The organism is Metapseudomonas otitidis, from assembly GCF_900111835.1.
GTDB classification, from domain to species: Bacteria; Pseudomonadota; Gammaproteobacteria; order Pseudomonadales; family Pseudomonadaceae; genus Metapseudomonas; species Metapseudomonas otitidis.
The window spans coordinates 173,362-195,506 of the sequence record NZ_FOJP01000001.1; the positions used below are offsets into that span (position 1 = coordinate 173,362).

The following is a 22,145-nucleotide window of genomic DNA, read 5'->3' on the forward strand; positions in this document are numbered from 1 at the left end:
CCGCCCTGCCTGCGTGCGGGCGGCCCGGCGCAAACAAGAGGACTGAAGTGTGCGAGTTTCCTTCGGCAAAACCCTGATCACCGCTGCCGTCCTGACCCTGGCCAGCCAGGCCCAGGCAGAGCAGACGGTGCACATCTACAACTGGTCCGACTACATCGGCGAGACCACCCTGGCCGATTTCCAGAAGGAAACCGGTATCCGCCCGGTCTACGACGTCTTCGACTCCAACGAGACCCTCGAGGGCAAGCTGCTGGCCGGTCGCACCGGCTATGACGTGGTCGTCCCCTCGAACCACTTCCTCGGCAAGCAGATCAAGGCCGGCGCCTTCCAGAAGCTCGACCGCGCCCAGCTGAAGAACTGGGACAACCTCGACCCCGTGCTGCTCAAGCGCCTGGAGGCCAACGACGCCGGCAACCAGTACGCCGTTCCCTACCTCTGGGGCACCAACGGCATCGGCTACAACGAAGAGAAGGTCAAGGCCGCGCTGGGCGTCGACAAGATCGACTCCTGGTCCGTGCTCTTCGAGCCCGAGAACATCAAGAAGCTCAGCAGCTGCGGCGTCGCCTTCCTCGACTCGGCCGACGAGATGCTGCCGGCCGTGCTCAACTACCTGGGCCTGGACCCCAACAGCAAGAACCCCGCCGATTACAAGAAGGCCGAGGCCAAGCTGATGGCGGTGCGCCCCTACATCACCTACTTCCATTCCTCCAAGTACATCGGCGACCTGGCCAACGGCGACATCTGCGTGGCCGCCGGCTTCTCCGGTGATATCTTCCAGGCCGCTGCGCGCGCCGAGGAGGCCGGCAAGGGCGTGAAGATCGCCTACGCCATCCCGAAGGAAGGTGCCAACCTCTGGTTCGACATGATCGCCATCCCGGCCGACGCCACCAACGTCAGGGAGGCCCACGCCTTCATCGACTACCTGCTGCGTCCCGAGGTGATCGCCCAGGTCAGTGACAGCGTCGGCTATGCAAACCCCAACACCAAGGCCGGCGAGTTCATGAAGCAGGAAGTACGGACCGATGAGTCCGTCTATCCGCCACAAGCGGTCCTGGACAAGCTCTACGTATCGGCAGAGCTGCCGCCCAAGGTCCAGCGGCTGATGACCCGCACCTGGACCAAGGTGAAATCGGGCAAGTGATAACAGGGGCGCCGCGCGGCAGGGAGCGTGCGGTGCCTACACAAGCGGGCGCAGGGCGAACCAGGATGAATGGCTCGCGCCTTTCAGGCAGTACTGAACGCGACCGGCCATAATGGCCGGCTAAGCAAGAATCTGGGAGTGTGTGGTAATGGCTATAGCCTCCGGCGCCTACAAGAAAGCCCTCGAGGGCGGCCAGCAACCCAAAGAGGTGCTGGTCAAGATCGACCGGGTAACCAAGCAGTTCGACGAGACCCTCGCGGTCGACGACGTCTCGCTGACCATCAACAAGGGCGAGATCTTCGCCCTCCTGGGAGGCTCGGGCTCGGGCAAGTCGACCCTGTTGCGGATGCTCGCCGGTTTCGAACGCCCGACCGAAGGGCGCATCTACCTGGACGGTGTCGACATCACCGACATGCCGCCCTACGAGCGCCCCATCAACATGATGTTCCAGTCCTATGCGCTCTTCCCGCATATGACTGTCGCGCAGAACATCGCCTTCGGACTCAAACAAGATCGCCTGCCCGCAGCCGAGATCGAAGAGCGGGTCAACGAGATGCTGAAGCTCGTGCAGATGACCCAGTACGCCAAGCGCAAGCCGCACCAGCTGTCCGGCGGCCAGCGCCAGCGCGTGGCCCTGGCCCGCTCCCTGGCCAAGCGGCCCAAGCTGCTGCTGCTCGACGAGCCCATGGGCGCCCTGGACAAGAAGCTGCGTTCGCAGATGCAGCTGGAACTGGTGGAGATCATCGAGCGCGTGGGCGTGACCTGCGTGATGGTGACCCACGACCAGGAAGAGGCCATGACCATGGCCCAGCGCATCGCCATCATGCACCTGGGCTGCATCGAGCAGATCGGCAGCCCGGTGGACATCTACGAGACCCCCATCAGCCGCCTGGTGTGCGAGTTCATCGGCAACGTCAACCTGTTCGACGGCGAAGTGGTGGATGACGCCGAAGACCATGCCCTGATCGCCTGCGCCGAACTGGAGCGTCCGATCTACGTCGGCCACGGCGTGACCACCTCCGTGCAGGACAAGCGCATCACCTACGCCCTGCGTCCCGAGAAGCTGCTGGTCACCACCGAGCAGCCCACCTGCGAGTACAACTGGTCCCGCGGCAAGATCCACGACATCGCCTACCTCGGCGGCCATTCGGTGTTCTACGTGCAGCTGCCCGGCGGCTCCATCGTCCAGTCGTTCGTCGCCAACGCCGAACGTCGCGGTGCCCGGCCGACCTGGGAAGATGAAGTCTTCGTATGGTGGGAGGACGACAGCGGGGTGGTGCTGCGGTCATGAAAATATCCAGCATAAAGAAGCGCCTGCCCACGGGCCGGCATGCGGTGATCGGGGTCCCGTTCCTCTGGCTGTTCCTGTTCTTCCTGCTGCCCTTTGCCATCGTGCTGAAGATCAGCTTCGCGGAAGCGGACGTGGCCATCCCCCCGTACACCGAGATCTACACCTGGGCCGACAACCAGCTGCAGATCGTCCTCAACCTCGGCAACTACCTGATGCTGAACGAGGACGAACTCTACCTGGCGGCCTACCTGGGCTCGCTGAAGGTCGCCTTCTTCAGCACCCTGCTCTGCCTGCTGATCGGCTACCCGATGGCCTACGCCATCGCCCGCGCCAGCAAGGAGTCGCAGACCGTACTGCTGCTGCTGATCATGATGCCGACCTGGACCGCGATCCTGATCCGCGTCTACGCGTGGATGGGCATCCTCAGCAACAACGGCCTGCTCAACGGCTTCCTCATGACCATCGGAGTCATCAGCGAACCGCTGCAGATCCTCAACACCAACCTCGCGGTGTACATCGGCGTGGTCTATTCGTACCTGCCGTTCATGGTGCTGCCGCTGTACGCCAACCTGGTCAAGCACGACCTCAGCCTGCTGGAAGCCGCTTCCGACCTCGGTTCGAGCAACTTCAACAGCTTCTGGAAGATCACCGTGCCGCTGTCCAAGAACGGCATCATCGCCGGCTCCATGCTGGTGTTCATCCCGGTGGTGGGCGAGTTCGTGATCCCCGAGCTGCTCGGCGGACCGGAGACGCTGATGATCGGCAAGGTGTTGTGGCAGGAGTTCTTCAACAACCGCGACTGGCCGGTGGCATCCGCCCTGGCGGTGGTGATGCTGGCGATCCTGATCGTCCCGATCATCCTGTTCAACCGTAACCAGGCCAAGGAACTGGAGGGCAAGGTATGAAGCGCTTCAGTTTCTCCAACCTGATGCTGTGGGTGGGTCTGCTGTTCATCTACCTGCCGATGGTCATCCTGGTCATCTACTCCTTCAACGCCTCCAAGCTGGTGACGGTGTGGGGCGGCTGGTCGATCAAGTGGTACGTCGGCCTGCTGGACAACACCCAGTTGATGACCTCGGTGATGCGCTCCCTGGAGATCGCCTTCTACACCGCCATCTCCGCCGTGGCCCTGGGCACCCTGGCGGCCTTCGTGCTGACCCGCATCCCGCGCTTCCGTGGCCGCACGCTGTTCGGCGGCATGGTCACCGCGCCGCTGGTCATGCCCGAGGTGATCACCGGTCTGTCCCTGCTGCTGCTGTTCGTGGCCATGGCCCAGCTCATAGGCTGGCCCCAGGAGCGCGGGCTGGTGACCATCTGGATCGCCCACACCACCTTCTGCTCGGCCTACGTGGCCATCGTGGTGTCGGCGCGCCTGCGGGAGCTGGACCTGTCCATCGAGGAAGCGGCCATGGACCTGGGCGCTCGCCCGTGGAAGGTGTTCCTGCTGATCACCATCCCCATGATCGCGCCGTCCCTGGCGGCGGGCGGGATGATGTCCTTCGCCCTGTCCCTGGACGACCTGGTACTGGCGAGCTTCGTCTCCGGCCCCGGCTCCACCACCCTGCCGATGGAGGTCTTCTCCGCCGTGCGCCTGGGCGTGAAGCCGGAGATCAACGCCGTCGCCAGCCTGATCCTGCTGAGCGTGTCGTTGTTCACCTTCCTGGCCTGGTACTTCAGCCGCAAGGCCGAAGAGCGCCGCAAGCGCGCGATCCAGGAGGCCATGGAAGCCATGGCCCTGGAAGCCGCTTCCAGCAACAAGCGCAGCGCCCAGCCGGCTTCGGCCTGATCGCCGCGTGAAACGAGAAAGGCCACCTTCGGGTGGCCTTTTTCTTGGGCGTGTCCTGGCGTGGAGCTGTACAGGCCGGCCGTACCCTGCGCGTGGGGGAAGCAAGCGGGCCTGACGTACCACGAGCACGCCGTAGCAACGACAACGCCCCCGGCCCGCTGGGGCCGGGGGCGTGCTCGGGTCACTGGGCGCGTGGCACCAGCTTCAGCGTGTCGCGGGTGTTGGCCTGCACGTCCTCGTCGCTCATGTGCATCGGCACGTACTGGCCCTCGATGTAGCGCTCGGCCTGGTCCGCATAGTGACGGTCGAACGGTACGCCACTCTGCCCCACCGGGTTGATGCCGAGCCCGTGGGCCGGGTCGGCGAGGTCGATCAGGCGGCGGGTGGACGGCCCGTAGACCACCTCCCACGGCGCCGGGCCGACCCGGTTGGCCAGGTTGTTGGGCATCTCGTGGGCGCCCGGTGCTGCAAAGGGGCCGACGTTGAACAGGCGGTCCAGCGGCTTCTGCTGACCCAGCGGGTGGCCGTGGGTGAGGGTGTGGGCCCGGCCCCAGGTCCAGTTCGCGCGGTCGGTGCCGAAGGTCTTCTCCAGGTGCGCCAGGCTGGCCTGCCAGGCGGCCTTGACCACATCCGCCCGGCTCTCCCGGGCCTCGGTGCCGCGCACGTCCCACCAGGGCGACTGGGCGTCGGCGGCCAGGCGTGGCAGGGCCACGTCCAGCACACGGGTCGACAGCAGGTTGTCGAAGAAGGCATCGCCCAGTTCGTCGTGGAAGGCGCCCTTGGCCAGTTCGTAGATCAACTGCTCGAACAGCGTGGCGGCGGTGGAATCCAGCGGGTGATCGCCCTTCCAGGCGGCCAGTTGCTCCACCAGGGCGCGCTCGTCGTCGTTGCCGGCGGCGGCCCGCAGGTCGTCCAGCAGCGGTGCCAGCAGGCGCGGGCCGTAGCCGGTGGCGGTGTCCAGTTGCAGGGCCTGGCTGTTGTTCAGGTCCCACTTCACGCTGGCGTCGGCCAGGCGGCTGTCCAGGCGCTGGCCGCGGTCCGGCAGGTTGTAGTAGCCGGGGATGGCCACGCCGGTGGGCGATTGCGGCTGGTAGTTGGCCGAGACGATGTAGCCGCGCGCCGGGTTCTCCTCATGGGGGTTGGCGCTGAAGGGCAGGAAGCCCGGCTTGTCCGCCTCGCCCTGGCTGCCGTCGAGGATGAAGTACGGGTTCACCCCGGCCGGGCGGTTCGGCAGGCGCGCGGCGGCCCACCAGCCGATGTCGCCGTCGGCATTGGCCCAGACCACGTTGAGGCCGGGGGCGTGGATCTTCTCCGCCGCCGCCCGGGCCTTGTCCAGGGTGTCGGCGCGGTTGAGCTGGTAGAAGGCGTCCAGCACCGGGTTCTCGGTCTCCAGGAAGGCCCACCACATGGCGATCGGGGTCTTGCCGGCGGTGGCGCCCAGGGCGTCGTTGACGATGGGGCCGTGGGGCGAGCGGCGCAGGGTGAGGGTGATGGGGTCGGCGCCCTTCACCTTCAGCACTTCCTCGCGCTGGGTCATGTCCACCCACTGGCCCTGGTACCAGACCTGGTTGGGGTTGTCCGGGTTGACCTTCTCCGCCACCAGGTCCAGGTCATCGTTCTGGAACATGGTCAGGCTCCAGGCGAAGCGGGCGGTGTGCCCCAGCGACGCGGTGGGGTTGAGCGCCTGCAGGTGGCCGTAGAGGTCGAAGCCCGGGTAGCTCATCTGCGCCTCGTACCACACTGCCGGCACGGCGAAGCGGATGTGCGGGTCGCCGGCCAGCAGCGGCTTGCCACTGGCGGTGCGGCTGCCGGAAACCGCCCAGGCGTTGCTGCCCTCGAACTGCGGCAGGCCGGCTTCCACCAGCGCCTGGTGGCTGACCCGGGCGAGGCTGTTGAGGGCCTTCCAGTCGGCAGCCGCCAGCTTCTGGCCCACCACCCCTTCGGGGTGCCAGTCCAGGTCGAAGGCGCGCAGGTAGTCCGCGCCCAGCTCGTCGCGGATGTAGGTCAGCACCGGCTCGGTGCGGAAGGCTGCGGCAAAGCTGTAGGCCATGTAGCCGGCCACGGCGAAGGTGTCCTCGACGGTGAACGGCTGCTTCTGGATACCCAGCAGGTCGAACTCGACCGGGGCCGGACGGCTGGCCTGGTACTGGTTGATGCCGTCCAGGTAGGCCTCCAGCGCCTTGGCCGACGGGCTGTTGCGGTCCATCCGGCGCACGTATTCCTGGGCGTGGTGGCGCAGTTCGAGGGTGCGGAACAGGCGGTCGGTCTCCACCAGGCGCGGGCCCAGCACTTCGGCCAGCTCGCCCTTGGCCAGGCGGCGCAGCATCTCCATCTGGAACAGGCGGTCCTGGGCGTGGACGAAGCCCAGCGCGCGGTACATGTCGGCTTCGTTCTCGGCGCGGATGTGCGGCACGCCGCGTTCGTCGTAGCGGACGCTCACCGGGGCCTGGAGGTTGCTCAGGGCCAGTTCGCCATCGCGCACCGGCTTCTTGCTCTGGGTGTACCAGGTGGCGCCGGCAGCAGCGGCGGCCACCACCACGGCAAGGACGGTCAGGGTACGTTTCATGGGCGGATTCTCCTTGTTGTAGTGGGCGCCATTCTGCGCAGCGGCCGCTGCGCTGGCATTGACCAGATGCCGCGAAGCGCAGAGCATTTGGTCACTCCGGAGGTGCCATGGATTTCTCGCCGTTCCCCCGCCCTGCCCTGACCCATTCCTCGACCCTGCGCCGCCTGCTCTACGAAGCGTTGGCCGAGCTTGGCCTGGACCCCACCGACACCTACCGCCGGGTGTTCGGCCTGGCGCCGTCCGTGCCCTGGCTGGACGGTCGCGAGGACCACGACAGCGCCCCGCGCTTCTGGCTGGCCATGGCCGGCATGACCGGTGACGACGACATCGGCCTGCACCTGGGCGAGGTCATGCGCCCCCGGCCGATGGACGTGATGGGCTACCTGCTGCAGGCCGCCCGCGACCTGCGCCAGGGCCTGGAGGCTTTCGTGCGCTACCAGCACGTCGCCTCCGGCGGCTTCGCCGCGCGCCTGGAGGAGCACGGCGAAGTGGCCCGGCTGGTCATCGACCTGCACTACGTCGGGGTGGGGCACCTGCGCCAGCAGGTGGAGTGCGTCGCCCTGCTGCTGAGCCGCATGCTCGGCGCGGTGCTGGGGGAGCCGCTGCCGCTGCTGGGTGTGTGCTTCCGCCACCCCGCGCCCCGGCGCCTGGCTGAGCACCGTCGGCTGTTCGGGGTGGAGCCGCTGTTCGCCCAGCCCCACGATGCGTTGCTGTTACCCCGGTCGCTGCTGGCCCGCCCCCTGGGCAGCGCCAGTCCGAGGGTGTTCGAGGTGCTGGAGCGGGAGGCCGAGCGGCAACTGGCGGAGCTGGTGGAGAACCAGCTGCAGGAGCGGGTGCGCTATTGGCTGGCCCTGCGCCTGGAGCGTGGTGACTGCACGCTGGCTGCCTGCGCCCAGGCCCTGGGCATGACCCGCAGTGCCCTGCAGCGCAGCCTGGCCGAACAGGGCACGGGCTTTCGCGCCCTGCATGACGAGGTGCGGCGCATGCGTGCCCGGGAGCTGCTCGACGCCGGCCACGGCGTGCGCGAGGTGGCCCGTGCCTGCGGCTTCGCCGAGCTGTCGCCGTTCTACCGGGCCTTCCAGCGCTGGGAGGGGCATACGCCGGGCGCCCGGCACCTGTCGGTCGCATCGGCTGGTCTATGCTCGGAATGACACCGCGTCCTCAAGGGCCATCGCGGTGGCGGCAGGGAAGGCGACCGCAGTGACAGGGGCGTCGGCCAGACCTGGATGAGGGCGGTGCAATGCTCAGATGTGTGGCAATGCTGGGGCTGCTGGCCGGGGGCGCAGGCGCCTGGGCGGCGGAGCCGGTGAAGATCTGCCTCGGTGGCGGCAACGAGTGGCCACCCTTCACCTACTGGGAGCGCTATGACGGCAAGCCTGATCAATCGCGGCTCACCGGCTCGGCCGCGACCCTGGTGCTCACCGCGCTGAAGCACCTCGGATACGACTACGACGTTAGCTACCTGCCCTGGGCGCGGGTGCAGCAGGAGCTGGCGGACTACGCCTCCCGCCAGAACTGCGAGGTGACCTGGGACGCCAGCTACACCCCCGAGCGAGCGGCGTTCGCCCACTACAGCGAGCCGCTCTACCACACCCGCCTCGGGCTGTTCTATTCCGCCATCCGCTTTCCCACACCGCCGGACATCAAGGCGCCGGGTGCCCTGGCCAACCAGCGGCTGTGCGGCGTGATCGGCTACAACTACGACCCCTACGGCATCACCGATGAGCCCCAGCGGGTGGCCAGTGTGCAGCAGGCTTTGGACCTGGTGACGCGCCAGCGCTGCGATCTGTTCCCCAGCGAGATCGAACCGCTCTACGGCGGCATCGAACTCGGTGCCTACCGGGCCGACGGAACCCTGCGCTACCTCGTGCTGCCGTCGCGCAAGGCCTTCTACCTGCTGGTGGCGCGTAGTTCGCCCCGGGGCGAGGCCCTGGTGAAGGCGCTGAATGGGGAGCTGCGGGCAATGAACGCCAGCGGTGAAACGGAGGCCATCTTCCAGCGCTTCCGCCCGGCCGGGCTGGATCAGCCGCCGGCCGGCGCCCATTCGCAGTAGCAACCCACCGCCAGGGTGTGGGTCGCTTCCACGGCTCGGCCGGCGAGCAGCGCCTCGATGATGGGTTCGATGAAGCTGTTGGCCGAGTTGCACACCGCCCCCTCGCTGTAGGGGCCGAAGTAGGCCAGCTTGCCGTCGCGGTCCCAGATGCCCACGGCAGGCGTGGCGGGAATGGCCTCGGCCCCCGGCAGTCCGGCCAGCAGCTGCATGCGCTGCAGGTTCTGCGGCAGGTGCCCCTGGCTGCCGGGTTTCTGCACCGCATAGAAGGTCACGCCCTGGTCGGCGAAGCGTTCGATCAGCTCCCCCAGGTGCTGCTGGTTGCCGACGTTGCACGGGCAGGCCGGGTCGAAGAAGTGCACCAGGCGGATCGGCCCCGGCCCGGCGAGGGAGGCCGGCAGGTGCAGTGCATCGCCGGAGAACAGCGCCGTGCGCTCGTCGAAGGGGCGGATGTAGCGCCCCTCGTACCAGCGGTAGGCCAGGCCCAGGGCAATGACGACGGCCAGGGCCAGCAGGCCGAGGAGCAGGGACTTGAGGGGAAATGAACGCATGGGAGCCGACCTTGTGCGGGGCGCATAGCTTGCCATGGCCGGCCGTGCAGCTGAATATCGGCAGCCACTGCCGCCCCGAGAAGCGGCGAGCCCGACTGCCCTGCCGCCTGGAAGCCCCGATGTCCGACGCTCCGCAACCCGAACAACTGCGCCCGCTGTTGCGCCCGCTGGCCGCCGACGCCCCTGACCTGGAGCTGGCGGCGACCTATCGTCGCTACTACGGGCTGGACCTGGCGATGCGCAAGCCGGCGCCCCATGTGCGCCTCGGCAGCCTGGACGTGGGCGGCTACCGCATCGCCACCCAGGCCTGGTGGCCGGCACAGCCCCGCGCCACCCTGGTGATGCTGCACGGTTATTACGATCACATGGGGCTGTACCGCCACCTGGTGGATTGGGCGCTGGAGATGGGCTTTGCGGTGATCGCCTGCGACCTGCCCGGGCACGGCCTGTCCAGTGGCGAGCGGGCCAGCATCGGCGATTTCGCCGAGTACCAGGCGGTGCTGGTGGCGCTGCTGGGCGAGGCCGAGCGGCTGGGGTTGCCGCAGCCCTGGCACCTGGCCGGGCAGAGCACGGGCGGGGCCATCCTGCTGGACTTCCTGCTCACCGGCTCGCCCCCGCCCGGGCTGGGGCGCACCCTGTTGTTCGCCCCGCTGGTGCGCCCGCGTGCCTGGGGTTGGTCGCGTTTCAGCTACCTGATGCTGCGCCCGTTCGTGGAGTCCATCCCCCGGCGCTTCAGCGTCAACTCCAGCGATGCCGAGTTCATCGACTTCGTCCACAACCGCGACCCGCTGCAGCCGCGCAGCCTGCCCACCGCCTGGGTCGGAGCCCTGTCGCGCTGGGTGCCGCGCATCGAAGCCGCCCAGCGCAGCCCGCACCGGCCGCTGGTGATCCAGGGCGATGGCGACATGACGGTGGACTGGCGGCACAACCTGCAGGTGCTGCAGGCCAAGTTCGATGCGCCCGAGGTGCTGATGCTGCCCGGCGCCGGGCATCATCTGGTGAACGAGTCGGCGGCCTACCGCGAGCGCTACTTCGAATTCCTCAGGCAGCGCCTGGAGTAAGTGGGCGGGCCTCGCCTCAGGGGGCGAGGCTGGAGGCGTCCTGCCCCACCGCCAGGCTGGCGCGCACGGCGGCCAGGGCGGCCTGGTAATAGGCGCGGCCTTCTCGGGATTCGGCGAAGGTGACGAACTCTTCCATTTCCGGGTCCGACAGCCCGCGATAGACGTACAGCAGGGTGTTGTCCAGGTCGTTGCCGATCTGCTCCATCAGGCGCTGGCGCTGGCCGTCGAGCATGCCCTGGGCCTGGCCGCCGCCCAGCAAGCCGGGGAGCATCTGGCTCAGGCTGTCGGCGGCGACGCCGGCCAGGGCGAGGCTGACCTCGGCACCCGCCTCCCGCGCCGGCAGGGCCTGGGCCAGGTGGCGCACCTGCAACTGGCGGGTGGCGCTGGCTTCCATGCGCGGCAGGCCGTTGGCGTTCTTGGCGAGCTGGTCACGGCGGGTGGCCAGAACCTCGGCGGCGGTGACCTTGCGCCCCAGCGGCGATTGGAAGAAGGCCAGGGCCGGGCGTGGATCGTTCAGGTTGGCGCGCAGTGCGGCGAGGGCGCGCTGGTCCATGGCCTGGCCCTGGAAGCGGCGGTTGCTGTTGTCCACCAGTGCCTGGTAGACGGCCGGCGGCAGGCTCTTCTGGTAACGCTGCTGCGCGGCGCTCAGCGCGTCGGTGAAATGCGTCCGCTGTTCCGGCCAGCCCGCCGCCTGGTAAAGGCTGGCGTGGTCGTCGGCCAACGCCGGCAGACCGAGTAGCAGGAAGGTGACAGCGAGAAGCAGGCGCATGGGATCTCCTGGGGGGAAACGAGAGCCGGTGTTGTTCTAGGACCCGGAGGGGCGGGCTCGGTTCGGCCGGGGTGCCGACGATTCACGGGGGTGGTGCGGCGCGGGCTATTTTCCGGGGGCTTGGGGTGCTTGTCGAGGCATGCCGGGGCCCTGCGCACGAAATTCGTTCTAGGCTATGAACGCCAGGCCTGGCGGGCGGTTGCAGGGACGGTAAAGCGTGCTTGCAGGAGGCTTTCGTCGGGCGTGAAAGATTTTTCCTTTCGCCCTGTAGGCGGCGTTATAGCGCCCATTTAGAATGCCCCGACCATGCCGACCCCCCCTTTCGAATTTTCCCCGGACACGCTTGCCGATGGCCTTGCCCGCCAAGGCTGGTGCCTGCTCGCCAGCGCATTGGACAACGACTTCGTGGCGGCGCTGGCCGGCGAATGCAGGGCGCGTGCTGCGGCTGGGGTGCTGAGTCAGGCCGGTATCGGCCGTGGGGACGCGCTGCAGGTCCGCGAGGGCATCCGCGGCGACAGCATTGATTGGCTGGAGCCGGGGCAGGCCGAGGTTTCCGATCGCTACCTGGCGTTGATGGACGAGCTGCGGCTGGTGCTCAACCGCGAACTGTTCCTGGGGCTGGAGGATTTCGAGGCGCACTTTGCGCTCTACCCGCCCGGCGCCTTCTACCGGAAGCACGTGGACCGCTTCCGCGATGACGACCGCCGCACGGTCTCCGCCGTGCTCTACCTCAATCCCGATTGGCAGCCCGAGCAGGGCGGCCAGTTGCGGCTCTACTTCGCCGACGGTTCGATCCGAGACGTGGAGCCGGAGGCCGGCACCCTGGTGGTGTTCCTCTCCGGCGACCTGCCCCACGAGGTGCTGCCGGCCAACCGCGAGCGGCTGTCCCTCACCGGCTGGTTCCGCCGCCGGGGCGATACGCCGCTCTGATCGCCAGGGGGCTCAGTGCCCCCAGACCTTGAGGGTGCCGCGCAGGTCGACGATGTCGCGCACCTCGATGCTGCCCAGGCTGCTCTCGCCCACGTACATGTCGGCGGCCACCCGCATGCGGATGCGCTGGGCCGGCAGCCCGGACTGGATCAACTGGTCGTTGATGGTGGTCAGGTCCGGCAGGGTCAGCACCATCTGCTCGACGCCGCTGGCGTTCTTGATCACATCCACCATCAGGGTCGGCTGGTCGACGTTGAACACCGGCAGGGTCAGGCCCAGCTGCGCCGGGCCGAGGGCGAAGCTGCCACCGGCGCCGTTGGGGCAGTCGGCGGCGCTGAGGCAGCCGTTGTCGATGCGGATGTTGCGCAGGGAGGCGTTGCCGCCGTCATCGGTCCAGGTCAGCCGGTCGATGCGGGACATCACGTCCAGGCGGATGCTCAGGCCGGATTGGCCGGTCACCTGGCCGAGTTGGCCGTTGTCCAGGACCTGGAGGTCCGCGTGGCTGGTGTTGGCGGCCAGCAGGGTGAGGCAGGCGAGGAGCGGGGGCAGGGCTTTTCTTGTTATGGGCATGGCGACTGTCCTTCGCGAAGGGGCGGCCGCAGTGTGGGCGGGGCCTGTGGCGGATGCCAGGGCCGGACGGCGTTTCCCGCCGAAGGATGGGCCAGCCAAAGGTGGGTGCGACGGGGTGTGGGGCCTCGGGCTGTTACCGGGTGTGGCCCGGGAGTACCCTGCGCGCCGAGGAGATCACCATGCAGAAGATTCTGATCAGCCGCTGCCTGCTCGGGCAGCGGGTGCGTTACGACGGCGGCGCCCACGGCCCCTATGACCTGCTGCAACGCTGGCAGGACGAGGGGCGCGTGGTGCCGGTGTGCCCCGAGGTGGAAGGCGGGCTGCCGACGCCGCGCCCGCCGGCCGAGATTCCCGGTGGGCAGGGCCTCCAGGTGCTGGAGGGGCAGGCGCGGGTGATGACCGATGGCGGTGAGGACGTCACCACGGCTTTCGTCGCCGGCGCGCGCCTGGCCCTGGAGCTGGTGCGGCACCACGGCATCGCGGTGGCCGTGCTCAAGGCGCGGAGCCCGTCCTGCGGAAACGAAGAGGCCTACGACGGTACCTTCACCGGCACCCGTATCCCCGGGGAGGGGGTGACGGCCGCCTTGTTACGGCAGGCCGGGGTGCGGGTGTTCAACGAGACGCAGCTGGAGGCCGCGCAGGCCTGCCTCGCAGCCCTGGAGGCGGACGACCTACTCTGAGGCCGCCGGTTCGGGGGTGGGCTCCGGCGCCGAAGCGGGCGCCTGCGGTGCTGTCGCGGCGGGTGCCTCGTGGCCGCCGTGCCATTTCTGTTCCAACTGCTCCAGGTGGCCCGTGCTGCGCAGCTTGCCCAGTGCATTGTTCAGGGCGCTGCGGAAGGCCGGGTTGTCGCGGCGGAAGGGAATGCCCTCCACCGGGGCGGCTGGCTTCGACGGGCTGGGCGCCAGGCCCTGGGGGGCCGGGTTCGTGGCGGCAGTCGGTGGTGCAGGTGTGTGGGTGTAGGGCTCGCTGAGTTCCAGTTGCGGGTCCTCGTAGGCGGTCTTCAGGCTGCTGCCTAGGGCGATGTCCACCTTGCCGCTGCGCAGGCTCTCCATCAGTTCCTCGGGGCTGACCGGGATGAAGTCCGCCTTCACGTTCAGCTCGTCGGCCAGGGCGTTGCCCAGGTCCACCCCGTAGCCCTGCAGCTGTTCGCCGTCGCGCAGGGCGAAGGCTGCATCGTTTTCCACCAGGGCGATCCGCAGGCTGCCCCGCTCCCACACGTCGTCGATGAGGTCCGCCCGGACCGACGGCGAAGCCAGGGGCAGTAGAAACAACAGGCAGTACAACAGGCGCATGGGAAAACCTCGGTTATGTTCTGATGGGTGCCTTCCCGCTTCTCCAGCGTAGACCTGGCGGAACGATCCGGCGGTGAACCTACGCGGCGGCGGGAGGTCTGTGTAGCTCACGAAACAAGGAGATTCGTCATGAAGCTTGCGTACGCCCCCCTTGGCCTGGCGGCCCTGCTCTCGGCCTTTTCCGCGGCCGCTCTTGCGGACATGCCCCGCACGCCAGCACCCGAGGGTGCCAAGGTCTACTTCATCGAGCCCGCCAACGGCGCCACTGTGGACAAGACGTTTACCGTCAAGTTCGGTCTCAAGGGCATGGGCGTCGCGCCGGCAGGCGTGGATGCACCGGCGACCGGCCACCACCACCTGCTGATCGACCTGGATCAGGAGCCGGCGATGAACATGCCGCTGCCGATGACCGACAACCTCAAGCACTTCGGCAAGGGCCAGACCGAAACCGAAGTGACCCTGCCGCCGGGCAAGCACACCCTGCAACTGCTGGTGGGCGACAAGAACCACGTCCCGCTGGACCCGCCGGTGATCTCCGAGAAAATCACGGTCACCGTGAAATGAGCGTGAAAACGCACGCATGAAAAAGGGAGGCCAAGGCCTCCCTTTTTACTGTCCAGCTCCGTCGTCAGGGCTCGCGAGCCAGGCGAGACAAGGCGGGAATGGTCGATAGGCGCGGTGTTCCCGACTGTGAATGAGTACTTCGGGGCCATTCTCACGGCGCATCGTTGATGCACGTGAAATCGCAGGCACGAAAAAGGGAGGCCGAGGCCTCCCTTTTACTGACCAGCTCCGTCGTCAGGGCTCGCGAGTTGGAGCGAGACAAGGCGGGAATGGCCGAGAAGCGCGGAGTTTACGACTGTGAATGAGCACTTCGGGGCCATTCTCACGTCGCATCGTTGATGCACGTGAAATCGCAGGCACGAAAAAGGGAGGCCGAGGCCTCCCTTTTTACTGTCCAGCTCCGTCGTCAGGGCTCGCGAGCTAGAGCGATACAAGGCGGGAATGGTCGAGAAGCGCGGAGTTTACGACTGTAAATGAGCACTTCGAGGCCGTTCCCAACGCCGTATCGCCGACGCGCAGCAGCCCTGAGGTTAGAACAGGACGCGGCTGCGAATGGTGCCATTCACGTGCTGCAGCTTCTCCAGCGCCAGGTCCGAGTACTCGGCGTCGACGTCGATCACCACGTAGCCGACCTTGTCGTTTGTCTGCAGGTACTGGCCGGAGATGTTGATGCCGTTGTCGGCGAACACCTTGTTGATCTCGCTCATCACACCCGGGATGTTCTGGTGGATGTGCAGCAGGCGGTGCTTGCCCGGGTGCGACGGCAGGGCCACTTCGGGGAAGTTCACGGAGGACACGGAGGTGCCGTTGTCGCTGTACTTCACCAGCTTCTCGGCCACTTCCAGGCCGATGTTGGCCTGGGCTTCGGCGGTGGAGCCGCCGATGTGCGGGGTCAGGATCACGCGGTCCAGGCCACGCAGCGGGCTGGCGAATTCCTCGTCGTTGGACTTGGGTTCCACCGGGAACACGTCGATGGCGGCGCCGATCAGGTGCTCGTCCTTGATGGCTTCGGCCAGGTGGTCCAGCTCGACCACGGTGCCGCGTGCGGCGTTGATCAGGATGCCGCCCTTCTTGATGGCGCGGATTTCCTTCTCGCCGATCATCCACTGGGTGGACGGCAGTTCCGGCACGTGCAGGGAGACGATGTCGCTCATGCCCAGCAGCTCGTGCAGGTTGCCCACCTGCTGGGCGTTGCCCAGGGGCAGCTTGGTGACCACGTCGTAGAAGTAGACCTGCATGCCCAGGGCCTCGGCGAGGACGGACAGCTGGGTGCCGATGGAGCCGTAGCCGACGATGCCGAGCTTCTTGCCACGGATCTCGAAGGAGTTGGCTGCGGACTTGATCCAGCCGCCACGGTGGCAGGAGGCGTTCTTCTCCGGAATGCCGCGCAGCAGCAGGATGGCCTCGGCCAGGACCAGCTCGGCGACCGAGCGGGTGTTGGAATAGGGGGCGTTGAACACCGCGATGCCACGGGCACGGGCGGCGTCGAGGTCGACCTGGTTGGTGCCGATGCAGAAGCAGCCCACGGCGATCAGTTTCTTCGCGCAGTCGAACACTTCTTCGGTCAGTTGGGTACGGGAGCGGATGCCGATGAAGTGGGCATCGGCGATCTTTTCCTTCAGCTCGTCACCCGAGAGCGCGCCCTTGAGGTACTCGATGTTGCTGTAGCCGGCGGCCTTCAGGGTGTCGACGGCGTTCTGGTGGACGCCTTCGAGGAGAAGGAACTTGATCTTGCTCTTTTCGAGAGAGGTCTTGCTCATCTGCGTACCTATTTGTCCCGGTAGTGAAGTCAGAAGCAGGCTGTGCGGCAGCTACCCCGTAAAACGCCTGTAAGGCATGATTCACGGGGTGCGTATGCTAGCATGCCTTCCTTTTTCCTTGCTCGGTTGCGACCTGAAACGTTCTCAGGGCGACCATGAATGATTCGAGAGTTCCTCTGATGACCAACGCCGCCCTGATCGAAGAACTGAAGACCCTGGTCGAACCCGGCAAGGTGCTGACCGACGCCGCCTCCCTGGAGGCCTACGGCAAGGATTGGACCAAGCATTTCGCCCCGGCACCGACCGCCATCGTCTTCCCCAAGACCATCGAGCAGGTGCAGGCCATCGTGCGCTGGGCCAACCAGCACAAGGTGGCGCTGGTGCCGTCCGGCGGGCGTACCGGGCTTTCGGCCGCTGCGGTGGCGGCCAACGGCGAGGTGGTGGTGGCGTTCGACTACATGAACCAGATCCTCGCCTTCAACGAATACGATCGCACGGCGGTGTGCCAGCCGGGCGTGGTGACCGAGCAGCTGCAGAACTTCGCGGAAGAGAAGGGCCTGTACTACCCGGTTGATTTCGCCTCGGCAGGTTCCAGCCAGATTGGCGGCAACATCGGTACCAATGCCGGCGGGATCAAGGTCATTCGCTACGGCATGACCCGCAACTGGGTCGCTGGCCTGAAGGTGGTCACCGGCACCGGCGAGCTGCTGGAGCTGAACCGCGACCTGATCAAGAACGCCACCGGCTATGACCTGCGCCAGCTGTTCATCGGTGCCGAGGGCACCCTGGGCTTCGTGGTCGAGGCCACCATGCGCCTGGACCGCGCGCCGAAGAACCTCACCGCCATGGTCCTCGGCACCCCGGACTTCGATTCGATCATGCCGGTGCTGCACGCCTTCCAGAACAAGCTGGACCTCACCGCCTTCGAATTCTTCTCCGACAAGGCCCTGGCCAAGGTGCTGGCCCGTGGTGATGTGCCGGCGGCCTTCGAGACGCCCTGCCCCTTCTATGCGCTGCTGGAGTTCGAGGCCACCACCGAGGAAGTCGCCAACGACGCACTGGCCACCTTCGAGCACTGCGTCGAGCAGGGTTGGGTGCTGGACGGCGTGATGAGCCAGAGCGAGCAACAGCTGCAGAACCTGTGGAAGCTGCGCGAGTACATCTCCGAGACCATCTCCCACTGGACGCCGTACAAGAACGACATCTCGGTCACCGTCGGCCAGGTCCCGGCCTTCCTCCACGACATCGACCGCATCGTCGAGGCCAACTACCCCGACTTCGAAGTGGTCTGGTTCGGCCATATCGGCGACGGCAACCTGCACCTGAACATCCTCAAGCCGGACGCCCTGTCCAAGGACGAGTTCTTCGCCAAGTGCGCCACCGTGAACAAGTGGGTGTTCGAGACCGTGCAGAAGTACAACGGCTCGATCTCCGCCGAGCACGGCGTGGGCATGACCAAGCGCGACTACCTGGGCTACAGCCGTTCCGAGCCGGAGATCGCGATCATGAAGGCGATCAAGGCGGTGTTCGATCCCAACGGGATCATGAACCCCGGCAAGATCTTCAACTGACCAGGCAGGCGGTGGAGCGATCCACCGCCTGTTTCGTATTCACCGTTCAGGAGTCGGTTAATGAGCTACCAGCACCAGTACGTCGACGGCACCCGTATCCACTTCCCCCTCGGCAAGGTCGTATGCATCGGCCGCAACTACGCCGAGCACGCCAAGGAGCTGAACAACCCGGTGCCCACCGAGCCGCTGCTGTTCATCAAGCCGGCGTCCAGCGTGGTGGCCATCGAGGGCGGGTTCTCCATTCCCGAGGACCGGGGGGCCGTGCACTACGAGGCGGAGATCGCCGTGCTGATCGGCAAGCCGCTGTCGCGCCACCCCAGTGCCGAAGAGGCCCGTGACGCCATTTCCGGCTTCGCCCCGGCGCTGGACCTGACCCTGCGTGACGTCCAGGCCAAGCTGAAGGAAAAGGGCTGGCCCTGGGAGGTCGCCAAGGCCTTCGACGGCGCCTGCGTGCTGGCGCCCTTCGTTCCGGGAGATGCCGTCGAGGCCCTGGACGACATCGGCATCCGCCTGAGCATCAATGGCGAGGTGCGCCAGGACGGCAACAGCCGCGACATGCTCAACCCCATCCTCCCGCTGCTCCAGGCCATCAGCCAGCACTTCAGCCTGCAGCCGGGCGACGTGGTATTGACCGGCACGCCGGTCGGCGTCGGCCCGCTCAGCAAGGGCGATGCGCTGGTGCTGGAGCTGGTCGGCCACAGCACCTTCGAAAGCGGCGTCATCTGAAATTCACTGGCGGGGAACTTTTCGGCTGGCATAGCATCAGACGGCCATTCGCCCGAAGCAGTCGTCGGCCATGAAGTTCCCCCGCACCCTCCGCTATTCCCTCCTGGGCGCCGCGCTGATCCTCGGTGGCGGCGCCCTGCGCTACCTGCACCTCGATGACCGTGCCCAGCTCTGGCTGAGCGAGCGCAACCTGAGCAAGGGCGAGCAGGCCGACAGCATCTGGCTGCCGGGCTACCGGGCGGTCCTCCAGGGCAAGCCGCTGGCGGGCCTGGAGAATGATGAAGCCTCGGACCTGGCCTACAACCCGGTGACGCGCACCCTGTTCACCGTGACCGGCAAGACGCCGATGCTGGTGGAAATCTCCCGCGAGGGCGAGGTGCTGCGGCGCATCCCGCTCAATGGGTTCGCCAACCTCGAAGGCGTGGCGGTGCTGGAGAACGGCAATGTCGCCGTGACGGACGAACGCCGTCGCACCCTGTCGATCTTCACCCTCGATCCGCTGACCCGCGAGCTGGATGTCCACGACGCCGACGAGTTCGACCTGGGCTTTGCCGACTCCGGCAACAAGGGGTTCGAAGGCATCGCCTGGGACCCGGCCCAAGGGCGCCTGCTGCTGGGCAAGGAGCGCGAGCCCACCGCGATGTTCAGCCTCGCCTCTGATGGCAGCCGCCACCTGGCGGGTGAACTCCAGCCACTGCCCAGCTATGGGCTGGGCATGCGCAACCTGTCGGCCCTCAGTGTCGACCCGCGTACCGGGCACGTCCTGGCACTTTCCGCGCAATCCAACCTGCTGCTGGAGCTGGACGAGTCCGGTGAGCCGGTGAGCTTCATCAGCCTGCTGGGCGGCTTCAATGGCCTGGAAAGCCGCATCCCCCGTGCCGAAGGCGTGGCCATGGATGAGGCCGGTGACATCTACATGGTCAGCGAGCCCAACCTGTTCTACGTCTTCCGCCGCAGCGCGCCCCAGGTGACGGAGCGCGGTTGAGCCGCCCTGACCGCTTAAGGTTCGCTTAAGGGGCTTTTAAGCCTCGTTTCAGCGCCCGGCCCTAGCCTGATCCCGTCAACCACACACCGATACGGGATCACTACCATGAACGCCAAATACCTTGCCCTGCTGATCGCCCCGCTGTTCTCCACCGCCGCCCTGGCGTCCAGCTACACCGGCCCCGGCGCCAACCAGGCGATCACCACCGTCGCCGCTGCCATGCAGGCCAGCGACGATGCGACCGTTGTCCTCCAGGGGCAGATCGTCAAGCGCATCAAGGGCGATATCTACGAGTTCAAGGACGCCACCGGCACCATCAAGGTTGAGATCGACGACGAGGATTGGCCGACCCAGTCCATCGACGACAAGGCCACCGTGAAGCTCACCGGTGAGGTGGATCGCGACCTGATGGGCCGCGAGATCGACGTGGAGTTCGTCGAGCGGGTGAACTGATCGCTCACGCGGAGCTGTCTCCCCTCCCCAAGGCGCACCAGCGTGCGCCCTGCGCTCCATCCGGCGGCAGCACTGTCATTGATCTGGGGAATGGTGTGTTCCGCCGGGAACATTCCTCAAGCCGAAGTGGGGTTCGCCTACAGCGGCCCCTTGAACCGAGTCACTACCATCGCCTCTCGCTCGAAGACTTAGTCATAGACCGACGAGGTGAGTCAGATGAATGTCCTGATGCTCGGCCTGGGGTTGCACGAGGATCGTTTCGTCCGTGAGCTGATTCATGAGGCGGGCACACGCTCCGGATTGGCCATCCACATTGTCGAGGACCTCTCCCTGCCTTCGCTTGAGCGCTGCGACCTGGTGGTGCTCTCCCCTGATTCCCCCTTCTCCCGCTATGCGACCGAACTGGGCCGCCGCAAGGGCCTGTCGTTGAAGGTCGTTCCTTTCATTGCCGATGGCGGCCCGCAGGACCCGCACCTCAGCTTCGCCAGTACGGTCGATGACCTTCTCCGTTTGGTCCGCCGTGCAGACAGGTCTTTCGACGGAACGCTGGTCGAGCAGCTCTGGGACATCGTCCGCCTGCAACTGGGCGGCAGCTACGTGCTCAGCGGCGCGCGCCACTCGCTCTATCTGGACTTCGATGCCGGGCGTTTCTGCGTGGAATCGGACACCGCGCCCAGTGCCTCGGAACTCCGTGCCCTGCTCCTGGAAGGCGGAACGCTGCTGGTTGCCCGGCACAAGCCCCAGGCAGAGCAGATCAACTGGCGCTCGCTGGGCGGACTGCTCTGGCAGGCCGGCCTTGCGCATCCCCGCTTGCTCAAGGGGCTGGATGGCGATGGGGCATTCTCCCTGACCAGCTGGCCCCTTCAGCCGTTGCGATCAGGCGCCTTGCAACTCGCGTCCCTGCTGAGACGCGGTTACCTGAGCGTGGACCAGATGGCCCGGCACGTGAGTCTTGCCCGTGCGGATATCCATGGGTTGCTGAACGCCTGCGCACTGAGTGGCAAGTTGCAGCAGAGGAGCGCGGATGCCGCCAGCCAGATCTCGGGTATCGGCAGGGGGTTCTTCCAGCGCCTGCGCAGCACCTTGGGGCTGAGCCTGTGACCGTGGCGACTTACAAGATCCTCTTCCTCGGCGCGAGCGGTGCCGGCAAGACGACGGCCATCGGCAGCATCAGCCACACACCACCGGTACGCACCGAGGTGGCGAACAACGATCCGTCCTTGTCCAAGGCGTTGACCACCGTGGGCCTGGATTACGGGGAAGTCACCGCCCCGGGCCAGGGCGATCAGTTGATGCTCTACGACTGCCCGGGCCAGCAGCGCTATGAATTCATGTGGGAGATCCTCGCCCGTGGCTCCCTGGGCGTGGTGATTCTCTGTGACAACCAGTCCGCGAACCCCCTGGATGAACTGCGCCACTACCTCGATGTGCTGCAGCGCTACCTGGAGGGCGACGTGGCCGTCGTGATCGGGGTGGTCAAGATGGACCTCTCCCCGACCCCGGAGCTGGAGCGCTATGCGGAGGTCCTGGAGGCTCAGGGGCTCGCGTTCCCCGTGATGGGGGTGGATGTCCGTCAGCGCGACGAGGTGCTGCTCCTGCTCGAAGCAGTGGTCTGCCAGGTTGAGGCCCGTGCCCTGTTGGAAGGTGCCCATTGAAAGAGATGACGGATATGACCAGGCGCTTGCTGGAGCGCCTGATCAACCGGTTCCGCGAAGAAAACAGCGAGATACGAAGCCTGCTCCTGACCACCGAGGACGGCTTCGTGGTGACGGCCAGCCATCACGAGGGCGATGAGTATTCCCGTCGTTTGGCGGCCATGAGCAGCTCAGCCCAGGCCATCGGCCAGGCCATGCTGCGTGAACTCGGTGCGAGGGACTACAAGCGCACCGTTCTGGAGAGCAGCGACCGGGTCGTGGTCCTGCTGTCCGTGCCTTTGCCCACCTCCATGCTGGTGCTGATGTCGGTGTCCACGAAAGACACCGCGCTGGGCCAGCAGCTCTGGAAGCTGGAGCGGTTGGTGACGAGCCTGGCTCAACTGACTGCAGATGCCTTTGAATCGTGAACCCAAGGAGTAAGGAA

23 protein-coding genes are annotated in these 22,145 nt (G+C 66.6%); 17 read left to right on the top strand and 6 right to left on the bottom strand.

Features of this window, described 5'->3' with window-relative positions:
- The first annotated feature begins 49 nt into the window (after nt 1–49).
- From BM198_RS00850 to BM198_RS00865, 4 genes are all read left to right on the top strand, one after another.
- A complete protein-coding gene (locus BM198_RS00850; RefSeq protein ID WP_074967090.1) occupies nt 50–1,141 on the top strand; it encodes a polyamine ABC transporter substrate-binding protein in 1,092 nt (363 codons plus the stop codon).
- Nucleotides 1,142–1,289: 148 nt separating this feature from the next.
- A complete protein-coding gene (locus BM198_RS00855) occupies nt 1,290–2,432 on the top strand; it encodes an ABC transporter ATP-binding protein (RefSeq protein WP_074967092.1) in 1,143 nt (380 codons plus the stop codon).
- Complete coding sequence (locus BM198_RS00860) at nt 2,429–3,337, top strand: ABC transporter permease subunit (protein ID WP_074967094.1); 909 nt, start codon at nt 2,429–2,431, stop codon at nt 3,335–3,337. Before BM198_RS00855 ends, BM198_RS00860 begins: the two co-directional genes overlap by 4 nt.
- A complete protein-coding gene (locus BM198_RS00865) occupies nt 3,334–4,218 on the top strand; it encodes an ABC transporter permease subunit (RefSeq protein ID WP_044402221.1) in 885 nt (294 codons plus the stop codon). The genes BM198_RS00860 and BM198_RS00865 overlap by 4 nt, the downstream gene beginning before the upstream one ends.
- A 181-nt stretch (nt 4,219–4,399) precedes the next feature.
- Here BM198_RS00865 and BM198_RS00870 read toward each other — a convergent pair whose 3' ends face one another.
- On the bottom strand, nt 4,400–6,784 hold the full coding sequence (locus BM198_RS00870) for a penicillin acylase family protein (RefSeq protein ID WP_074967531.1): 2,385 nt from the start codon (nt 6,782–6,784) through the stop codon (nt 4,400–4,402).
- 107 nt (nt 6,785–6,891) lie between these two features.
- Between BM198_RS00870 and BM198_RS00875 the strand changes: the two genes are divergently transcribed.
- Entirely contained in the window at nt 6,892–7,935 is a 1,044-nt protein-coding gene (locus BM198_RS00875) for an AraC family transcriptional regulator (RefSeq protein ID WP_044402223.1), read from the top strand.
- Nucleotides 7,936–8,042: 107 nt separating this feature from the next.
- Nucleotides 8,043–8,837, top strand: coding sequence for a substrate-binding periplasmic protein (locus tag BM198_RS00880; protein WP_208610341.1), 795 nt, complete (start codon nt 8,043–8,045; stop codon nt 8,835–8,837).
- Here the strand turns inward: BM198_RS00880 and BM198_RS00885 are convergent.
- The gene (locus BM198_RS00885) at nt 8,807–9,421 is read right to left on the bottom strand and encodes a DUF6436 domain-containing protein (RefSeq protein ID WP_394328311.1); all 615 of its coding nucleotides are present in this window, start codon (nt 9,419–9,421) and stop codon (nt 8,807–8,809) included. The two genes, BM198_RS00880 and BM198_RS00885, sit on opposite strands and share 31 nt — an antisense overlap.
- Nucleotides 9,422–9,504: 83 nt before the next feature.
- On the opposite strand from BM198_RS00885, the gene BM198_RS00890 reads away from it, so the two are divergent.
- Nucleotides 9,505–10,446 (top strand): phospholipase BipL, encoded by a 942-nt coding sequence (locus BM198_RS00890; RefSeq protein ID WP_074967098.1) that lies wholly within the window; start codon nt 9,505–9,507, stop codon nt 10,444–10,446.
- A 16-nt stretch (nt 10,447–10,462) separates the two neighbouring features.
- On the opposite strand, the gene BM198_RS00895 is transcribed toward BM198_RS00890, so the two are convergent.
- Entirely contained in the window at nt 10,463–11,215 is a 753-nt protein-coding gene (locus BM198_RS00895) for a DUF2059 domain-containing protein (protein WP_074967101.1), read from the bottom strand.
- Between the two features lie 306 nt (nt 11,216–11,521).
- Here BM198_RS00895 and BM198_RS00900 point away from each other — a divergent pair, with 306 nt between their 5' ends.
- Nucleotides 11,522–12,145 carry a 2OG-Fe(II) oxygenase gene (locus BM198_RS00900; protein ID WP_044402234.1) on the top strand — a complete coding sequence of 208 codons (624 nt, stop codon included), beginning with the start codon at nt 11,522–11,524 and terminating at the stop codon, nt 12,143–12,145.
- A 12-nt stretch (nt 12,146–12,157) separates the two neighbouring features.
- Here BM198_RS00900 and BM198_RS00905 read toward each other — a convergent pair whose 3' ends face one another.
- Nucleotides 12,158–12,715 carry a DUF6160 family protein gene (locus BM198_RS00905; protein ID WP_074967103.1) on the bottom strand — a complete coding sequence of 186 codons (558 nt, stop codon included), beginning with the start codon at nt 12,713–12,715 and terminating at the stop codon, nt 12,158–12,160.
- 179 nt (nt 12,716–12,894) lie between these two features.
- Between BM198_RS00905 and BM198_RS00910 the strand changes: the two genes are divergently transcribed.
- A complete protein-coding gene (locus BM198_RS00910; RefSeq protein ID WP_044402239.1) occupies nt 12,895–13,395 on the top strand; it encodes a 2-thiouracil desulfurase family protein in 501 nt (166 codons plus the stop codon).
- Here the strand turns inward: BM198_RS00910 and BM198_RS00915 are convergent.
- Complete coding sequence (locus BM198_RS00915) at nt 13,387–14,007, bottom strand: substrate-binding periplasmic protein (RefSeq protein ID WP_074967105.1); 621 nt, start codon at nt 14,005–14,007, stop codon at nt 13,387–13,389. The genes BM198_RS00910 and BM198_RS00915 overlap by 9 nt on opposite strands.
- A gap of 129 nt (nt 14,008–14,136) precedes the next feature.
- Between BM198_RS00915 and BM198_RS00920 the strand changes: the two genes are divergently transcribed.
- Nucleotides 14,137–14,571: a DUF4399 domain-containing protein gene (locus tag BM198_RS00920; protein ID WP_044402242.1), complete on the top strand. Its 435-nt coding sequence runs from the start codon at nt 14,137–14,139 to the stop codon at nt 14,569–14,571.
- A gap of 530 nt (nt 14,572–15,101) precedes the next feature.
- Here BM198_RS00920 and serA read toward each other — a convergent pair.
- Entirely contained in the window at nt 15,102–16,331 is a 1,230-nt protein-coding gene (gene serA / locus BM198_RS00925) for a phosphoglycerate dehydrogenase (RefSeq protein WP_044402243.1), read from the bottom strand.
- Between the two features lie 179 nt (nt 16,332–16,510).
- On the opposite strand from serA, the gene BM198_RS00930 reads away from it, so the two are divergent.
- The 7 genes from BM198_RS00930 (at nt 16,511) to BM198_RS00960 (ending at nt 22,128) form a co-directional block, all read left to right on the top strand.
- Nucleotides 16,511–17,902, top strand: a complete 1,392-nt coding sequence (locus BM198_RS00930; RefSeq protein ID WP_044402245.1) for an FAD-binding oxidoreductase — start codon at nt 16,511–16,513, stop codon at nt 17,900–17,902.
- A 60-nt stretch (nt 17,903–17,962) separates the two neighbouring features.
- Nucleotides 17,963–18,628, top strand: coding sequence for a fumarylacetoacetate hydrolase family protein (locus BM198_RS00935; protein ID WP_074967107.1), 666 nt, complete (start codon nt 17,963–17,965; stop codon nt 18,626–18,628).
- 70 nt (nt 18,629–18,698) lie between these two features.
- On the top strand, nt 18,699–19,613 hold the full coding sequence (locus BM198_RS00940; protein WP_074967109.1) for an SdiA-regulated domain-containing protein: 915 nt from the start codon (nt 18,699–18,701) through the stop codon (nt 19,611–19,613).
- Nucleotides 19,614–19,718: 105 nt separating this feature from the next.
- Nucleotides 19,719–20,066 carry a NirD/YgiW/YdeI family stress tolerance protein gene (locus BM198_RS00945; RefSeq protein ID WP_074967111.1) on the top strand — a complete coding sequence of 116 codons (348 nt, stop codon included), beginning with the start codon at nt 19,719–19,721 and terminating at the stop codon, nt 20,064–20,066.
- A gap of 216 nt (nt 20,067–20,282) precedes the next feature.
- Nucleotides 20,283–21,167: a hypothetical protein gene (locus BM198_RS00950; RefSeq protein ID WP_074967113.1), complete on the top strand. Its 885-nt coding sequence runs from the start codon at nt 20,283–20,285 to the stop codon at nt 21,165–21,167.
- 2 nt (nt 21,168–21,169) lie between these two features.
- The gene (locus BM198_RS00955) at nt 21,170–21,721 is read left to right on the top strand and encodes a GTP-binding protein (RefSeq protein ID WP_074967115.1); all 552 of its coding nucleotides are present in this window, start codon (nt 21,170–21,172) and stop codon (nt 21,719–21,721) included.
- Nucleotides 21,722–21,726: 5 nt separating this feature from the next.
- The gene (locus BM198_RS00960) at nt 21,727–22,128 is read left to right on the top strand and encodes a roadblock/LC7 domain-containing protein (protein ID WP_082078142.1); all 402 of its coding nucleotides are present in this window, start codon (nt 21,727–21,729) and stop codon (nt 22,126–22,128) included.
- The last annotated feature ends 17 nt before the right edge of the window (nt 22,129–22,145 follow it).

Excerpts from the sequence above, each read along its gene's own strand:
- BM198_RS00960 (WP_082078142.1), top strand. The coding sequence starts at position 21,727 with ATGACGGATATGACCAGGCGCTTGCTGGAGCGCCTGATCAACCGGTTC.
- serA (WP_044402243.1), bottom strand. The coding sequence starts at position 16,331 with ATGAGCAAGACCTCTCTCGAAAAGAGCAAGATCAAGTTCCTTCTCCTC.
- BM198_RS00865 (WP_044402221.1), top strand. The coding sequence starts at position 3,334 with ATGAAGCGCTTCAGTTTCTCCAACCTGATGCTGTGGGTGGGTCTGCTG.
- BM198_RS00860 (WP_074967094.1), top strand. The coding sequence starts at position 2,429 with ATGAAAATATCCAGCATAAAGAAGCGCCTGCCCACGGGCCGGCATGCG.
- BM198_RS00905 (WP_074967103.1), bottom strand. The coding sequence starts at position 12,715 with ATGCCCATAACAAGAAAAGCCCTGCCCCCGCTCCTCGCCTGCCTCACC.
- BM198_RS00915 (WP_074967105.1), bottom strand. The coding sequence starts at position 14,007 with ATGCGCCTGTTGTACTGCCTGTTGTTTCTACTGCCCCTGGCTTCGCCG.
- BM198_RS00890 (WP_074967098.1), top strand. The coding sequence starts at position 9,505 with ATGTCCGACGCTCCGCAACCCGAACAACTGCGCCCGCTGTTGCGCCCG.
- BM198_RS00910 (WP_044402239.1), top strand. The coding sequence starts at position 12,895 with ATGCAGAAGATTCTGATCAGCCGCTGCCTGCTCGGGCAGCGGGTGCGT.
- BM198_RS00940 (WP_074967109.1), top strand. The coding sequence starts at position 18,699 with ATGAAGTTCCCCCGCACCCTCCGCTATTCCCTCCTGGGCGCCGCGCTG.
- BM198_RS00895 (WP_074967101.1), bottom strand. The coding sequence starts at position 11,215 with ATGCGCCTGCTTCTCGCTGTCACCTTCCTGCTACTCGGTCTGCCGGCG.
- BM198_RS00885 (WP_394328311.1), bottom strand. The coding sequence starts at position 9,421 with ATGGCAAGCTATGCGCCCCGCACAAGGTCGGCTCCCATGCGTTCATTT.
- BM198_RS00935 (WP_074967107.1), top strand. The coding sequence starts at position 17,963 with ATGAGCTACCAGCACCAGTACGTCGACGGCACCCGTATCCACTTCCCC.
- BM198_RS00880 (WP_208610341.1), top strand. The coding sequence starts at position 8,043 with ATGCTGGGGCTGCTGGCCGGGGGCGCAGGCGCCTGGGCGGCGGAGCCG.
- BM198_RS00930 (WP_044402245.1), top strand. The coding sequence starts at position 16,511 with ATGACCAACGCCGCCCTGATCGAAGAACTGAAGACCCTGGTCGAACCC.
- BM198_RS00920 (WP_044402242.1), top strand. The coding sequence starts at position 14,137 with ATGAAGCTTGCGTACGCCCCCCTTGGCCTGGCGGCCCTGCTCTCGGCC.
- BM198_RS00870 (WP_074967531.1), bottom strand. The coding sequence starts at position 6,784 with ATGAAACGTACCCTGACCGTCCTTGCCGTGGTGGTGGCCGCCGCTGCT.
- BM198_RS00875 (WP_044402223.1), top strand. The coding sequence starts at position 6,892 with ATGGATTTCTCGCCGTTCCCCCGCCCTGCCCTGACCCATTCCTCGACC.
- BM198_RS00950 (WP_074967113.1), top strand. The coding sequence starts at position 20,283 with ATGAATGTCCTGATGCTCGGCCTGGGGTTGCACGAGGATCGTTTCGTC.
- BM198_RS00855 (WP_074967092.1), top strand. The coding sequence starts at position 1,290 with ATGGCTATAGCCTCCGGCGCCTACAAGAAAGCCCTCGAGGGCGGCCAG.
- BM198_RS00945 (WP_074967111.1), top strand. The coding sequence starts at position 19,719 with ATGAACGCCAAATACCTTGCCCTGCTGATCGCCCCGCTGTTCTCCACC.
- BM198_RS00900 (WP_044402234.1), top strand. The coding sequence starts at position 11,522 with ATGCCGACCCCCCCTTTCGAATTTTCCCCGGACACGCTTGCCGATGGC.